General features: G+C 69.5%; 11 protein-coding genes. 8 read left to right on the top strand and 3 right to left on the bottom strand.

The window, feature by feature from the left end; all coding sequences use genetic code 11:
• Positions 1-49 precede the first annotated feature (49 nt).
• The 4 genes from pyk to ACFXGJ_RS01180 all read left to right on the top strand — a co-directional run bounded on the left by pyk (position 50) and on the right by ACFXGJ_RS01180 (position 5,522).
• Positions 50-1,468, top strand: coding sequence for a pyruvate kinase (gene pyk / locus ACFXGJ_RS01195; protein ID WP_378615608.1), 1,419 nt, complete (start codon positions 50-52; stop codon positions 1,466-1,468).
• Positions 1,469-2,362: an acyl-CoA thioesterase II gene (locus ACFXGJ_RS01190; RefSeq protein WP_378615606.1), complete on the top strand. Its 894-nt coding sequence runs from the start codon at positions 1,469-1,471 to the stop codon at positions 2,360-2,362.
• Between the two features lie 21 nt (positions 2,363-2,383).
• Complete coding sequence (locus ACFXGJ_RS01185; protein WP_378615604.1) at positions 2,384-3,520, top strand: cation:proton antiporter; 1,137 nt, start codon at positions 2,384-2,386, stop codon at positions 3,518-3,520.
• Between the two features lie 148 nt (positions 3,521-3,668).
• Positions 3,669-5,522 carry an ABC transporter ATP-binding protein/permease gene (locus ACFXGJ_RS01180; RefSeq protein ID WP_378615601.1) on the top strand — a complete coding sequence of 618 codons (1,854 nt, stop codon included), beginning with the start codon at positions 3,669-3,671 and terminating at the stop codon, positions 5,520-5,522.
• 1 nt (position 5,523) lies between these two features.
• Here the strand turns inward: ACFXGJ_RS01180 and ACFXGJ_RS01175 are convergent, their stop codons facing one another.
• The gene (locus ACFXGJ_RS01175; RefSeq protein ID WP_378424852.1) at positions 5,524-5,670 is read right to left on the bottom strand and encodes a hypothetical protein; all 147 of its coding nucleotides are present in this window, start codon (positions 5,668-5,670) and stop codon (positions 5,524-5,526) included.
• Between the two features lie 336 nt (positions 5,671-6,006).
• Here ACFXGJ_RS01175 and ACFXGJ_RS01170 point away from each other — a divergent pair, with 336 nt between their 5' ends.
• The 3 genes from ACFXGJ_RS01170 (at position 6,007) to ACFXGJ_RS01160 (ending at position 8,737) form a co-directional block, all read left to right on the top strand.
• A complete protein-coding gene (locus ACFXGJ_RS01170; protein WP_378615599.1) occupies positions 6,007-6,432 on the top strand; it encodes a nuclear transport factor 2 family protein in 426 nt (141 codons plus the stop codon).
• 150 nt (positions 6,433-6,582) lie between these two features.
• Positions 6,583-7,566 (top strand): alpha/beta hydrolase, encoded by a 984-nt coding sequence (locus ACFXGJ_RS01165; protein ID WP_378615711.1) that lies wholly within the window; start codon positions 6,583-6,585, stop codon positions 7,564-7,566.
• A gap of 121 nt (positions 7,567-7,687) precedes the next feature.
• Positions 7,688-8,737 (top strand): phosphatidylinositol-specific phospholipase C domain-containing protein, encoded by a 1,050-nt coding sequence (locus ACFXGJ_RS01160; protein WP_378615597.1) that lies wholly within the window; start codon positions 7,688-7,690, stop codon positions 8,735-8,737.
• A gap of 62 nt (positions 8,738-8,799) precedes the next feature.
• Here ACFXGJ_RS01160 and ACFXGJ_RS01155 read toward each other — a convergent pair whose 3' ends face one another.
• Together ACFXGJ_RS01155 and ACFXGJ_RS01150 are read right to left on the bottom strand one after the other, a co-directional pair.
• Positions 8,800-9,858: a MerR family transcriptional regulator gene (locus tag ACFXGJ_RS01155; RefSeq protein WP_378615595.1), complete on the bottom strand. Its 1,059-nt coding sequence runs from the start codon at positions 9,856-9,858 to the stop codon at positions 8,800-8,802.
• Between the two features lie 46 nt (positions 9,859-9,904).
• Positions 9,905-11,065, bottom strand: coding sequence for a lipase family protein (locus ACFXGJ_RS01150; RefSeq protein WP_378615593.1), 1,161 nt, complete (start codon positions 11,063-11,065; stop codon positions 9,905-9,907).
• A 132-nt stretch (positions 11,066-11,197) separates the two neighbouring features.
• Between ACFXGJ_RS01150 and ACFXGJ_RS01145 the strand changes: the two genes are divergently transcribed.
• The gene (locus ACFXGJ_RS01145; RefSeq protein ID WP_378615591.1) at positions 11,198-14,023 is read left to right on the top strand and encodes a BTAD domain-containing putative transcriptional regulator; all 2,826 of its coding nucleotides are present in this window, start codon (positions 11,198-11,200) and stop codon (positions 14,021-14,023) included.
• Positions 14,024-14,068 lie beyond the last annotated feature (45 nt).

Below are 14,068 nucleotides of genomic sequence, written 5' to 3'. Positions count from 1 at the left end.
TCACGGGGTGCGAATAGAACTGAATCGGTTCACCGACTAGGCTTGTCGCGTGACTCGACGGACTAAGATTGTGTGCACCCTGGGACCTGCAACCGCGACCGGGGACCGTATCCGAGAACTCGTCGAAAGCGGCATGGACGTCGCTCGGCTCAACTTCAGCCACGGCGAACACGCCGATCACGAGGAGAACTACCGTCGGGTGCGGGACGCCTCCGACGTGACCGGCAAGGCGGTCGGCATCCTCGCCGACCTGCAGGGCCCGAAGATCCGGCTCGGCCGCTTCGCCCAGGACCGCACCGTGTGGCAGAACGGCGAGCAGGTGCGGATCACGGTCGACGAGTGCGAGGGCACCCACGACCGGGTCTCGACCACCTACAAGGAACTTGCCCGGGACGCCAAGGCTGGCGACCGTCTGCTCGTCGACGACGGCAAGGTCGGTCTCACGGTCGACCACGTCGACGGCAACGACGTGGTCTGCACGGTCACCGAGGGCGGGCCGGTCAGCAACAACAAGGGCGTGTCGCTGCCGGGCATGGACGTCTCGGTGCCCGCGCTGTCCGAGAAGGACATCGAGGACCTCGAGTTCGCGCTGCGACTCGGCGTGGACTTCATCGCCCTCTCGTTCGTCCGCTCGCCCGCCGACGTCGAGCTCGTGCACGCCGTGATGGACCGCATCGGGCGGCGCATCCCGGTGATCGCGAAGCTCGAGAAGCCCGAGGCGATCGAGAACCTCGAGGCGGTCGTGCTCGCGTTCGACGCGGTGATGGTGGCCCGCGGCGACCTCGGCGTCGAGCTGCCGCTCGAGCAGGTGCCGCTCGTGCAGAAGCGTGCCATCCAGATCGCGCGGGAGAACGCGAAGCCGGTCATCGTCGCGACGCAGATGCTCGAGTCGATGATCGAGAACTCGCGGCCGACCCGCGCCGAGGCCTCCGACGTCGCCAACGCCGTCCTCGACGGCGCCGACGCGGTGATGCTCTCCGGTGAGACCTCGGTCGGCAAGTTCCCGATGGAGACCGTGCAGACCATGGCGCGCATCGTCGAGGCGGTGGAGAGCGAGTCCACCCGGGTGCCCCCGCTGACCCACGTGCCGCGTACGAAGCGCGGCGTGATCTCCTACGCCGCCCGCGACATCGGCGAGCGGCTCGACGCCAAGGCGCTCGTCGCGTTCACCCAGTCCGGTGACACGGTCCGGCGACTCGCGAGACTGCACACCCACCTGCCGTTGCTCGCGTTCACTCCGCTGCCGGAGGTGCGCAGCCAGCTGACCCTGACGTGGGGGACGGAGACGTTCCTGGTCTCGCCGGTCTCGACGACCGACCAGATGATCGGTCAGGTGGACACCGCGCTGCTCGGCCTCGGCCGGTACAACAAGGGCGACCAGGTCGTGATCGTCGCGGGCTCCCCGCCCGGCACGGTCGGCTCGACCAACCTCATCCACGTCCACCGCATCGGCGAAGAGGACCACTAGGTGGCGGACGCGGGGGAACTCGAGCGCGCACAGGACCTGGACGTCCTGCTCGATCTGCTGGACCTCGAGCAGATCGACGAGGACGTCTTCGTCGGGCAGCATCCCGCGCAGGCCCAGCTCGGCAGCCGGACGTTCGGCGGTCAGCTGGTGTCGCAGGCGATCGTGGCCGCCGGCCGGACCGTGGACGGCGACCGGCCGGTGCACGCGATCAACGCGCACTTCATCCGGGGCGGCGACGTCAAGGCGCCGATCGAGTACCGGGTGCAGCGGCATCGGGACGGTCGGGCGTTCGCCAACCGGCAGGTCACCGCGTACCAGGACGGCCATGAGCTGATGGTCGTGCTCGCCGCGTTCCAGGACTGGGGCCGCGGGCTCGAGCACGCGGTCGAGGTGCCGGAGGTGCCCTTCCCGGAGTCGTTGCCGCCCTTGGGTGATCACTTCGTCGGGTACGAGGACCGGCTGCAGATGTTCGTCAACGCGCTGAAGCCGATCGACATGCGGTACGCGAACGACCCCACCTGGATCCTCAAGGGCACCGGCGAGAAGCTCAACCACAACCGGGTGTGGATGCGCGCGGACGGGCGACTGCCCGACGACCCGCTGCTCCACGTCGCGACGATGGGCTACGCCTCGGACACCACGGTGCTGGACTCGATCATCACCACCCACGGACTGTCCTGGGGGCTGGACCGGATCGTCGCGGCGACGGTGAACCACTCCATGTGGTTCCACCGGCCGTTCCGCTTCGACGACTGGACGCTGTACGCGACGGAGTCGCCGGTCGCGGCAGGCTCGCGCGGCCTGGCGACCGGGCGGTTCTTCTCCCTCGAGGGCGAACTCCTCGCCACGGTCGTCCAGGAGGGCCTGATCCGGCACTTCCCGAAGCGGGGCTGATTCCGGGACAGGGGGGTGGCAGTGGGCTTTTCGACGCTCGCCTTCATCTCGGTGATCGCCCTGCTCGGGCCCGCCGTGGCCTACCGGCGGCAGTGGCACCTTCCGGTGGTGCTCGGCGAGCTCGTCGCAGGGGTGGTGGTCGGCGCGACCGGCTTCGGGCTGCTCGACGCGAGCGACCCGACACTGATGCTGTTCGCGGACATCGGATTCGCACTCGTCATGTTCGTCGCGGGGACGCACGTGCCGATGCGCGACGCGAGCCTGCGTCCGGCCCTGGCTCGGGGCGCGGCGGCGGCGATCGTGGTGGGGGTGCTCGCCGTGCCCGCGGGCATCGGCATCGCAGCGGTCTTCGGCACCGGACACGCGGCGCTCTACGCCGTGCTGATCGCGTCGTCGTCGGCGGCGCTGGTGCTGCCGATCGTCGACTCGTTGCAGCTGGGTGGGGCATCGGTGCTGCAACTGGTCGCGCAGGTCGCGGTCGCGGACACGGTGTGCATCGTCGCGCTTCCACTGATGATCGATCCGTCGCACGCGCCGCGGGCCGCGCTCGGCGCGCTGGCCGTAGCTGGGGGCGCGGTGCTCGTGTACGGATTCTTCCGCGCGCTCGAGTACCACGACCTGCGCCACCGGATCCACCGCGTGTCCGAGGACCGCAAGTTCGCGATGGAACTGCGGATCAACCTGTGCGTCCTCTTCGGTCTGGCCGCGCTCGCGGTGTGGAGTCACGTCTCGATCATGCTGGCGGGCTTCGCACTCGGGCTCGCGGTCTCGGCGGTGGGGGAGCCGCGCCGGCTCGCCCGCCAGCTGTTCGGTATCACCGAGGGATTCTTCGGTCCCCTGTTCTACGTCTGGCTCGGCGCTTCGCTGAACCTGCGCGAACTGGTAGACCATCCGTCGTACACGGTGCTCGGGCTCGCCCTCGGTCTGGCGGCGGTGGCGGTGCACTGCGCTGCCCGGCTCCTCGGTCAGCCGCTCTCGCTCGGAACGCTGGCCGCCGCACAACTCGGCATTCCGGTCGCGGCCGCGACGATAGGAACCAAGCTGAACCTGCTGAACGAGGGGGAGGCGCCGGCGTTGATTCTCGGTGCCCTGGTCACCATCGGGTTGGCGTCGGTGGCGGGCGGCGTCGCGACGCGACAGGGATTGACGAAGTCGTAGCACGGAGCCCAGCCCGATGCCGGCGTTCGGCGCGGCCGCCGTGGGGTCGTCGAATGGTGCTGTGCGGAGATCGAATCCGTTGACCCGGCAGTGCCGGAGGGCCGGGGTTAGACTGCGCCATCGGTATCGCCCGCAGAGGGGGATGTGAATGTCGGAATCGTCCGGACTCGACTGGAACAACGAGGCACTCCACACAGTGTTCTGGACGCTGAAGGCGTTCGGAATCTCGGCCGTGTGCTTCCTGGTGATCGCGTTCCTGCTGTTCCGGTTCACGCGATGGGGTCGCCAGTTCTGGCGGATCAGCGGTGCCTACTTCCGTGGCAGGGACAGTGTGCGGACGTACGCGCTGCTCGCCGTCGTGCTGCTGATCACGGTCTTCGCGGTCCGGATGACGGTGCTCTTCACGTATCAGGGCAACGAGATGTACACGGCGCTGCAGAAGGCGGCGCAGGGATTTGCGCAGGGAGATACCGGTGCGCTCGAGGCGGCGGAATCGGCGTTCTGGCGGAGCCTGTGGATCTTCGGAATCCTGGCGACGATTCACGTGGCGCGCTCGCTGCTCGACTACTTCGTCGGCCAGGCCTTCGACATCCGCTGGCGGCTGTGGTTGACCGAGCACGTGACGAGCGACTGGCTGCACGGGCGGGCCTATTACCGCGGCCGGTTCGTGGATGCGAGCATCGACAATCCCGACCAGCGTATTCAGGCAGACATCACCGATTTCGTGCAGACCTCCCGCACTCTGTCGATGGGCGCGGTCAGCGCGGTGGTCTCGCTGGTCTCGTTCACCCAGATTCTCTGGGACCTGTCCGGACCGATGACGGTCTTCGGAACCGAGATCCCGCGCGCGATGGTCTTTCTCGTGTTCGCCTACGTCCTGGTGTCGACCGTCATCGCGTTCTGGATCGGGCGCCCGTTGATCAGGCTCAACTTCTGGAACGAACAGCTGACGGCGAACTTCCGTTATGCGCTGGTGCGGGTTCGCGACAGCGCGGAGAACGTCGCCTTCTACCGAGGGGAGGGCGTCGAGCGACACGGGTTGTTGTCTCGCTTCGCCGCGGTGATCGCCAATTACTGGCGCCTGGTGTTCCGGACCTTGAAGTTCAACGGGTGGAACCTCGTCGTCAACCAGATCTCGGTGGTCTTCGCATTCATCATCCAGGCACCGCGGTTCTTCGCGGGCGCCATCACCCTCGGCGACATGACGCAGTCCTCGCAGGCCTTCGGCCAGGTGCACGATTCGCTGTCCTTCTTCCGCGAGTCCTACGACACCTTCGCCGGTTACCGAGCCAGCCTGATCCGACTCAACGGGCTGCTCGCCGCCGACAGCGAGTCGCGGGAGTTGCCCACGATCGACACCGCGGAGCTGGCGAGTGCATTGGAGCTCAGCGGCGTTCATGTCCGCACGCCAGACGGCGGCGCGCTGATCGCCGACCTCGACCTGCGGATGGGCCCGGGCGACACGCTGGTGGTCAAGGGTCGTTCGGGCAGCGGCAAGACCACTCTGCTGCGCAGCCTGGCCGAGATGTGGCCGTACACGGAGGGCGAGATCCGGAGGCCGTCCGGAATCGAGACGCTGTTCCTCTCGCAGATGCCGTACCTGCCGCTCGGGGACCTGCGGGCGGCCGTCGCCTATCCGGGGACGACGGAGCGGCTCACCGACGAGTCGATTCGCGAGGTGTTGAACAAGGTTCAGCTGGGCAACCTGGTCGATCGGCTCGACGAGGAGGCCGACTGGGCGAAGATCCTCTCGCCCGGTGAGCAGCAGCGCATCGCGTTCGCCCGGATCGTCCTGATCCGGCCGACGTTGGCCTTCCTCGACGAGGCGACCTCGGCGGTCGACGAGGGACTCGAGTACTCGCTCTACAGTCTGATCCGGACCGAGGTGCCCGACTGCATGCTTGTCAGCGTCAGTCACCGCAGCACCGTCGACCAGCATCACGCTCGACAGTTGGAGTTGGCCGGAGACGGCCCGTGGGAGCTCTCGCCGGTGCCGGCCTAGCTCACGGCCGCCAGCCGCTGGGCATGTGCTCGTCGGCGAAGGCGAGTTTGATGCGGATCAGCTCGGATCGGTTGGGCCGCCCCGACTTCATCAGCAGCCCCTCGTGTTCGGCCTGCTGGTCGTACTGCTGGATCTGACCCGCGTCCATCTTCACTCCGACGAGGGGGCGAACCGGTCCGGGCCTAGGCATCGCTCGGACCTTCGTGGTGCTCGTGTAGTCGGTTCGTCGTTGCCAGCCGTGCTGTCGCGCTCAAGGTGACCTCCCCGGGATCGTAGACCGCGTTTTCGTGCCGAGATGCAGTGCCTGGTGTCGCGCGTTCGAACCCGCGAACGCGCCGGCAGCCGATCTGTTGGCATGCAATGTAGCGAATGAGGACATACCAATTAGTTGGTTTGGCGTTTATTTCCTGGACGTTTGTCCGAGGAGTCCCGCGGGGTGGGATTGCGGGTGCGTGAATGCGGGACCGGCAGGCAGGCTGGCGGGGTGAACACCGTCGATCCTGTTTCCGAAATCCAGTCCCTGCTGGCGAGATTGGCGCATCTCGCGGACGACGGAACCGTCGAGGAGTACCTCTCGAACTTCACAGAGGACGCGGTGTGGGAGTCCTCGGCCAACCCCGCCACCGGAATGGCAGCCCAGGCCCGCACCGGTGTCGCAGAGATCGAGGCAGGCGTGCGGGACCGCCGTGCGTCGGGAATCCAGGGCCCGGGAACGGCGACGCGGCACGTCCTGACGACCGTGGCCGTGACGGCACCGGAGGGCACGGAGACGACGGCCACCGCGTACTGGACGTTCTTCGTCGAGACGACCACCGCACCGCGGCTGTCCAGCATCGGCCGCTACGACGACGTGCTGCGACTCGACGGCGGGGTCTGGCGGCTGGCCCGCCGCACGGTGACCATCGGCTGAACGAGGGCGCGGATCACGGCCGGACGACCCTCCAGGCCTCGCGACCTCGGCGCATAACGATTCCGCAGGGACTCTGTGCGGGCGGGGCTTCGGGAATACCGTGGAAGTCACAGTGTGACTCATGTTACGGGTGTGACGGAGGTCGATCTGATGCGTGCCGCCTCGTTGTCCGGACCGGGCCGACTGCGGTCGGCGGTACTGCTGCTCGTCGCGGTCGTGGTCGTGCCGATGGGGATCGCGCTCGGCACCGCCGGCACGGCGGCCGCGAACCCGTACGACCGTTTCCACGAGGACTGGGTGCCCGCCCCCGGTGGAGTCGGGCACATCAAGGTCCGCATGTGGCTGGCGAACAACGGCAGCAATCGCGCCGTGTACCTCCTCGACGGCCTCCGGGCGACCGACGACGTCAGCGGCTGGGAGCACGAGACGAACGCCGCGTGGCTGTCCGACCACGGCGTCAACGTCATCGAACCGGTCGGCGGGGAGTCGAGCTTCTACAGCGACTGGTACTTCCCGAACAACTTCACCAATCAGCCCTACACCTACACCTGGGAGTCGTTCCTCACGAACAACCTGCCGGACCACCTCGCGCGGAACTACGGCATCAGCCGGTCGAGCAACGCGGTGGTCGGGCTGTCGATGGGCGGCAACGCGGCGCTGATCCTGGCCGCCCACCACCGCAACCAGTTCACCTTCGCGGGCACCATGTCCGGCTACCTCAATCTCTCGGCGCCGGGCATGCGGGAGGCGATCCGCATCGCGATGCTCGATGCCGGGCTGTACAACTCGGATTGCATGTGGGGCCCGCCGTGGGATCCCGCCTGGCTCGTGCACGACCCCTTCGTCCAGGCGGAGGGTCTGCGCGGGCTGCCGATGTGGGTGTCCGCGGGCAGTGGTCTGCCCGGGCCGCAGACCCGGCCGGTGTACCCGATCGACTACCTCGACACCGCGACCGGGATGGGCCTCGAGGCGCTCTCCCTCGCGCAGACCCGCGCGTTCCAGGTCCGACTGCTCACGATGGGAATCGACACCGCGCACTTCGATTTCCCGCCTGCGGGCATCCACGCCTGGCCGTACTGGCAGGACCAGCTGTGGGCGATGCTCCCGATGATGAAGGGTGCGATCGGGGCCTGACGGAACACGCACGGACGGGGCCGACCGGCTGACCGGAATGCGGCGATTCGGCTCCCCGTCGGGGGCGAATGCTCGTACACTCCAGCCGAATACACCCACACTCGAGCTCGAGGCGGCTGCCGTGAATCGCTCCCGACCGGTCGGGAGGGCCACCGCCGCGTCGGTGCTCGCCGGCCTCGTCCTCTCCGTGTCGCCGGTTGCGGCGCACGCCGATGCCGGCCGGCCGCCGGCCGCCGGATTCGCCGCGACGACGTCGGTCGGACTGCACAACACCTACGAGCGGTCCAAGTACGGCCGGCTCACCGACGCACTCGATGCCGGTTCCTCGCTGATCGAGATCGACGTCTGGACCAACGGTTCGGGTCCGGGGTGGCGGGTGTCGCACAGTAATCCGGTTGGCAGCGACAGCAATTGCTCGAACGGTTCCCTGTCGATGCAGCTGACGGTCAACCCGGATCAGGGGCTCGGTGACTGCCTGTCGGACCTTCGGACGTGGCACGACGCGAACCCCGGCCACCGGCCGATCGTGGTCAAACTCGAGCTCAAGGACGGCTTCTCCGCCGGTTTCGCTCGTGGCCCAGTCGATCTGGACCGCCTCCTCGGAAATCGGCTCGGCGACGCACTGTTCCGTCCGGCGACCCTCGTCGGCGACGGCGGTCGGACCCTCGACGATGCGGTACGCGCCGACGGCTGGCCGAGCCGGGAGGCCATGGCGGGCACCTTCGTGGTCGAGTTGATCCCCGGCACCGTCGAGGAGTCGAACCCGCTCGACGACCTCTGGACCGATCGCGAGTACGCCGTCCACCTGCGTGATCTGGCGGCGGCGGACGAGCTGGGCCGCGCCGCCGCCTTCCCCGCCGTGCACCGGGCGCAGGCCGGCGACCCGCGTGCCCGCTACGAGCAGTCGCTGCGGCCGTGGTTCGTGATCTTCGACGGCGACGCGGCGGCGTACGCGGCCGGCGGCATCGACACCGGGTGGTACCGCGACAACAACTACCTGCTCGTGATGACCGACGCACACAACGTCGCCCCGCCGATCGACTCGGTCGCTCCGACCGAAGCTCAGGCGCGGGCGCGCGTCGCGGAGCTCGCGGCGCGGTCGGCGACCGTCGTCACCTCCGACTGGACGGCGGTGCCCGCCGTGTTGTCGGAGGTGGTGCCGCGGGGCTAGGCCGAGTCTCCCGAGTTCAGCCGTGTCGCCAGGGGCGCCGGTGAGGATTTGGGAGACACGCTCTAGGTCGCGGTCGGCATCACCAGCGTTGTCAGGTCCCCGTCCGTGGCCGAGCGGATGACGACCGGCTGATCGGCATGCGAGAGGTCGAGCATGAGTTCCGGACCGACCGCGCTCAGGAGTGCGGGCCGGAGGGTGACCGGATCGAAGGCGAGTGCGATCTCGGGGCCGGTGACGTTCGCGGGCACCGACTGTCTGTCCTGCTCGTCGGCGCCGGTGATCGCCAGCACGCCTGCGCCGACCGTGCACAGGATCGGCGTCTCGCGGATCGCGTCCAGCGCGTCGAGGAACGCCACACGGGGCACGATCACGCGGGTTCGGGTCGGTGCGAGCGCGGCCAACATGGCCCGGTAGTCCGGATACGAGTCGTCGATCACGCTGCAGTCGAACCGATTCGGGCCCGCTTGCACCGCCAACCCGGCCGCGGTGGGTGTCAATTCGACCTCGCCCTCGCCGCGCAGCGCGGACGCCGCGTTCGCGAGATCGTCGGCCGCGACCACCACGGACCACGATTCGTCCGCCTGCTGCGGGACGACCAGGGTTCGCGTCGACAGCAGGTAGCGGTCGGTGGCGGTCAAGGTCAGCGATCCGCCGGCCGCCTCCACCAGGATGCCTCGCAGTACCGGGATCGCGTGGTCGCGCGAGGCCGCGGGGAGCACCTGGTCGACGGCGTCGGCCAGCAGGGTGCCGGTCAGTTCCGGGCGGCTCGCCGCCACCGCGGCGCCGAGTGCGCGCTTGACCCCGTCCGCGACGGCGGCGGCGTCGCGAGCTCGCCGTTCGAGGCCGAGGACGTGCTCGTCGAGCAGTCGCGCGGCTCGATCCGCGTCACCCTCGAGTACCACCGCGACTGCGTCGATCGGCATGCCGATCTCGCGGAGGCGGCGAATCGTCACCGCCTGCGCTCGTTGCTGTTCGGTGTAGTAGCGGTAGCCGGACGACGCGTCGACCCTGGCGGGTACCAGGAGTCGGCAGTCGTCGTAGAACCGCAGGGCGCTCGGCGTGAGTCCGCTCGCGCGGGCCAGAACGCCGATCGTGATCCATTTGTCCATGTCGTCAGTCACGAGGCCCATCATGGAGCTTCAGGTAACCCGAAGGTCAAGGCGCGCGTCAGCGAAAGAGCCCGGCGACGAACCGGGCCTCGTCCTGTTCGGCGTCGTAGATGGTACGGATGTGATCGCCGGGGTACACCCGGAAGTCCGGGTGTGTTCCGGCCAGCCTCATGTCCGCGATGAGCTTGAGAGTCAGTGGAATCGGCACCACGGCGTCACGCAGACCCTGGGCGATGAAGAGGGGTCGGTCGAAACCGGAGACGGGCACCTGGAGGTAGTCGCGTAGCGCGGCGAGCACGGCGGGGTTGGCGAGCGAACGAGAGAGCATCTGCGCCACGGACACATTGGCACTGAGCTTGCCGAACTGTGCGTACGGCAGATTGGGCGCCGCATCGACGAGGCGGCGCCCGACGGGGGTGAGATAGCTGTCGACGTTCAGCTCGGGGTGGACATCACGCATTCCCGCGAGAACGAAGGTCATGAAATTGGTCAGTCCGGCGAACAGTCCCGAGGGCGGGAACCACGGACCCGCGAGTGGTGTGAGGGTCTCGATGTTCGACGGCACACCGTTGGCGACGGCGCCGCGATAGTCCAGTTCGGGGGCGTAGCGGGTGGCCGCCTGCGCGGTGAACACCGCGGCGTGACCTCCCTCGGAAAGGCCCACCACCGCCCACTTGCGTGACAGGGTGTGATCGAGCGCGCAGGCAGCGCGAACCGAGTCGACCACCGCATGCGCGGCCGCCTGGCCGTCCAGGTACGGCGGCACCCCCGCGGTGCCCAGGCCGACGTAGTCGGTGGCCGTGACCGCGTATCCACGACCGAGCCAATCGTTGACATAGGCCCGGGTGTCGTTGTCGACACCGGTGACCGACGGAGCGTCGAAGTCGGAGTCCCCGATGGTGCCGTGGGCCCAGGCGATCACCGGCCAGCCGCCGGCCGGGGGCCGGCCCGGCGGGACGAAGACCATCCCGGTCGACGGTGTGATGCCGCGCGGCCCGGTGGTGAGGTACGTCAACCGCCACGCGGTGCCTGCGCCCGGTAACGAGAGATTCGCCGGCAACGGCGCCGACTCGAGCACCGCGCCCGGCGCCTGCAGCGTGCTGTCGGCCGGCGCTGCCGCAGCCTGCGTCCACCCGGCGTCGACCAGGGGCACCGACACCACCACCGTCGCAGAGATCGCCGTCGCCACAATCGATTGCAGGTACCCCCGCCGCCTCATTCGCCGAACGTAGCTCAGCCGGGGTCGGGTGCCCGGCGCGTTTGCAGAACCGATGCCAGGTCGATATCTGGCAAGCGCGAGGTTCGGTACCGTGTGGCGCACAACGGTAGTGGTGGGGGACGGGGAGTGGACATGCGGGACGGCCTCGAACTGCGGGTGCTCGGACCGGTTTCCGCCGTCCGGGGAGGGCGGCAGCTCGATCTCGGCGGTGCGCGCCAGCGAGCCCTGTTCGCGGCCCTCGTCCTCGCGTACCCGCAGTCGGTTTCCGCCGAGCGGCTGCTCGGCCAGGTGTGGCACGACCTCGCCGAGCCCAAGCTCAGTTCACTCCACGTCGCGATCTCGAAGCTGCGGGACGCGCTGAGCCCGCAGCGGGCCCGGCGCACCGACGGTGTACTGGTCCGCGAGGGCAATCGCTACGTGCTGGCCGTCGACCGGGAGCGGGTCGACGCGACGAGATTCGAGGACCTGGTCCGCCGCGGGTCCGAGGCCACGGCGGACGACGCTGCCCGCTGCTATCGGGAGGCACTCGCGCTGTGGCGCGGGTCCGCGTACGCCGACATCGCGGGCGCCGAGTTCGCGATGCCGGAAGTCGCGAGGCTCGCCGAGGTGCGGCTGACGGCCCGCAAGTCCCTACTGGCCGTGGAGCTTTCCCGAGGCCGGTTCGCTGAGGTGACCGCCGACGCCGAGGCCGTCGTCGCGGAGCACCCGCTGGACGAACGCGCGTGGGAGCTGCTGGTGCTCTCGCTCTACCGCGGCGGCAGGCAGTCCGACGCGCTGGGCGCGCTGCGCCGGGTACGGGCGATCCTCGACGAGGAACTCGGTATCGACCCGGGCATCGGACTGCGGGAACTGGAGGTCGCGGTTCTGACCCAGGACGACGCGCTGCACCCCGTGCGCGAGGCGCTGCGCCTCGAGGTGCCACGCGCGACGAAATTACCGGTCCCGCGCACCCGATTCGTCGGGCGCGCTGCCGAGGTCGAGGCGGTGACCGCCCTCCTCGACGATCGTCCGCTGGTCACCCTCGTGGGGCCCGGTGGGGTGGGCAAGACGCGGCTGGCGGTCGAGGTGTGCCGCATCCGGGCGGACGCGGACGGTCCGTGGCTGGTGGACCTGGGCGCTCTGACCGACGGCGCGCTGCTCGTGTCCGCCACGGCCGCTGCGCTGGGACTGCCCGGCGTCGGCACGGTCGAGCACCTCGCGGGCGTGCTCTCCTCCCGAGAGATGCTGGTGATCTTCGACAACTGCGAGCACGTCGTCGCCGAGGCGGCCCGGGTGGTGACCGTTCTCCTGGATCGCTGCCCGCGGGTTCGGGTGCTCGCCACCAGCCGCGAGCCGCTCGACGTGGACGGGGAAGTGCTGCAAGAGGTTTCGCCGATGGAGCCCGACGCCGCGGTCGACCTCTTCGCGGTGCGGGCAGCCGGCGTGGTTCCAGGCTGGACGCTCGGCGAGGCGAACGGCGATGCGGTGCGGACGATCTGCGCGGAACTCGACGGGATGCCGCTCGGCATCGAACTCGCGACCGCGCAACTGCGCGTGCTCTCGGAGCGTCAGATCGCGGACGGGCTGGGCGACCGGTTCACGCTGCTGCAGGGTGGGTCACGCAGCGCCCCACCGAGACAGCGCGGCCTGGCCGACACCATCGAATGGAGCTACCGACTTCTCGACGACGAGCAGTCGGAGTTGCTGCGCCGGGTGGCCGTGTTCGCGGAGGGTTTCGACCTCTCGGGCGCCGCCGCGATGAGCGGGGCCGCGACCGCCGTCGCCGTGGTGGCGCCGCTGACCGCACTGGTGCGGCGGTCGCTGCTGGTGGTGTTGCCCGGTACCTCGCCGCGGCGCTATCGAATGCTGCAGACCATCAGGGCATTTGCGCTCGACAAGGCGGCGCCCGCCGAGCGGGCCCGGAGCGAGGCCGCGCACCGGGTGCACGTGCTGGCGCGGGTGAACGCCGCCCACGCGGCGCTGTACGGAACCCACTCCGCGGCGATCATGCGTGAGCTGTCGGACGATCAGGCCGAGCACCGGGCCGCGCTCGTGTCCGCGCTGGCGGTCGGCGACGCGCACTACGCCCTCGAACTCTCGGGCGGGCTGTACTGGTTCTGGTATCGGATGGGCCGCATCGGCGAGGGACTCGGATTCCTCACCGCCGCGCTCGACGCGGTGGCGGCCGGCAGGCGGGCCCCCGAACCCAGGTTCCTCGCCCGCGCGCAGTCGGGGATTGCGTCGCTGACCTATCTCACCGGGGACCGGGCGGGCGCGGCCCGGGCCGCGAGGTCGGCGGCCGACGCCTGGGAAGTGTCGGGCGATGCCGCCGAGGCCGCCCGCCTGACGGCGTGGCTCGGCTACTTCCTGTCGATGGACGGCGCCCACGACGAGGGACTCGACATCGTCCGCCGCAGCGCCGAACGCGCCCGCGACCTGGGCTCGGACTTCGCGGAGGCGGACGCCAGGTTGGTGCTCGGCATGGTGCTGCGAACGAGCGGTCGCCCGGCCGAGGCGCGGGCGGCGCTCGCGACCTCGATCGCGATTGCCGATCGGATCGGCAACCGGTGGGCCGTCGGATCGTCGATCTGGGCGATGATGAAGTCGGCGATGGACGTCGGCGACCTGGAGTCGGCGATGTCCTCGGCGCGCGACATGCAGGCGGTGCTCGAGGTCGACGGCGACGTGACGTCCTGGCTGGTCCTGATCCACACGGCCGCCGCGGTGCTGGCCGGGGCGGGTCGCCCGGTCGAAGCGGCCGTCCTCGCGGGCGCGGTCCACGCGCAGGGGAGCCGGATCGGATTCCTACCCGAGCGGATGGACCCGGTGGACGGGCCGCGGGAGGCGGCCGCGGTGCGGGACGCGCTCACCGTCGAGGACTACCGGCGGCACACCGCGGTCGGGGCGGAACTCGGTCGCGCGCAGATCAACGCGATGCTCTCCGACCTGCTGGAACGGTGGGTGCCACGCGCGCCGTAAGAGAACGGTAAGTGGGTACGGGTCTGCTGCGGTGGACAGTTCCGA

The organism is Rhodococcus sp. NPDC059234, assembly GCF_042754225.1.
Lineage (GTDB): Bacteria > Actinomycetota > Actinomycetes > Mycobacteriales > Mycobacteriaceae > Rhodococcus_G.
The sequence above is the reverse complement of the archived record's forward strand: the minus strand, read 5'-3'. Positions and strand labels throughout refer to the sequence as shown.

Excerpts from the sequence above, each read along its gene's own strand:
- ACFXGJ_RS01150 (WP_378615593.1), bottom strand. The coding sequence starts at position 11,065 with ATGAGGCGGCGGGGGTACCTGCAATCGATTGTGGCGACGGCGATCTCT.
- ACFXGJ_RS01175 (WP_378424852.1), bottom strand. The coding sequence starts at position 5,670 with ATGGACGCGGGTCAGATCCAGCAGTACGACCAGCAGGCCGAACACGAG.
- ACFXGJ_RS01145 (WP_378615591.1), top strand. The coding sequence starts at position 11,198 with ATGCGGGACGGCCTCGAACTGCGGGTGCTCGGACCGGTTTCCGCCGTC.
- ACFXGJ_RS01165 (WP_378615711.1), top strand. The coding sequence starts at position 6,583 with ATGCGTGCCGCCTCGTTGTCCGGACCGGGCCGACTGCGGTCGGCGGTA.
- ACFXGJ_RS01180 (WP_378615601.1), top strand. The coding sequence starts at position 3,669 with ATGTCGGAATCGTCCGGACTCGACTGGAACAACGAGGCACTCCACACA.